Origin of the sequence: Pseudomonas sp. KB_15, from assembly GCF_052114525.1 — a bacterium.
In the GTDB taxonomy this organism is placed as follows: Bacteria; Pseudomonadota; Gammaproteobacteria; order Pseudomonadales; family Pseudomonadaceae; genus Aquipseudomonas.
In genome coordinates this window covers 1-437 of the sequence record NZ_JBFREX010000228.1, presented here as the reverse complement: position 1 = coordinate 437, position 437 = coordinate 1, and the positions used below count along the sequence as shown (strand labels likewise).

Annotated in this window: 1 protein-coding gene; it reads left to right on the top strand. The window is 67.3% G+C overall.

Annotated features, from left to right (window positions below; translation table 11 throughout):
• Nucleotides 1-295 (top strand): FAD-dependent monooxygenase (locus AB4Z35_RS30615; RefSeq protein WP_442101244.1); only part of this gene is annotated, 295 nt, incomplete at its 5' end.
• Nucleotides 296-437 lie beyond the last annotated feature (142 nt).

Sequence of the window (437 nt, the reverse complement as noted above, 5' to 3'; positions counted from 1 at the left end):
GCTGGGCGACGCCGCGTTCGTGGCTCGCCCGCATTGCGGCATGGGTGTCACGAAAGCGGCCGGCGACGCCATCGCACTGGTCCGCGCGCTGGCCGGACATCCGTCCGTCGAAACGGCGCTCGAGGCGTACAGCACCGAGCGCGTCCAGGTAGGCCGGGCGGTCGTCGAGCACGCACGCCATCTGGGGGCCTATATGCAGGCGCAACTCAAGGGTGAACAGGATCGCGAGATGGCCGAACGCTATCGGACGCCCGAGGCAGTCATGCGCGAGACCGCCGTCTCACGGCGCTTCTGACCTACGCCGCAAAACAACGTACCGGAGACAACATCATGCCCCAAGCCGCCGCCTATCCAATCCATCTTGATCTTGCCGAAACGGACCCGCCCGTGGTCCCGCATCCCCTCCTGAGCGAGCCAGGCTTCGCGCGTCTGCAGCG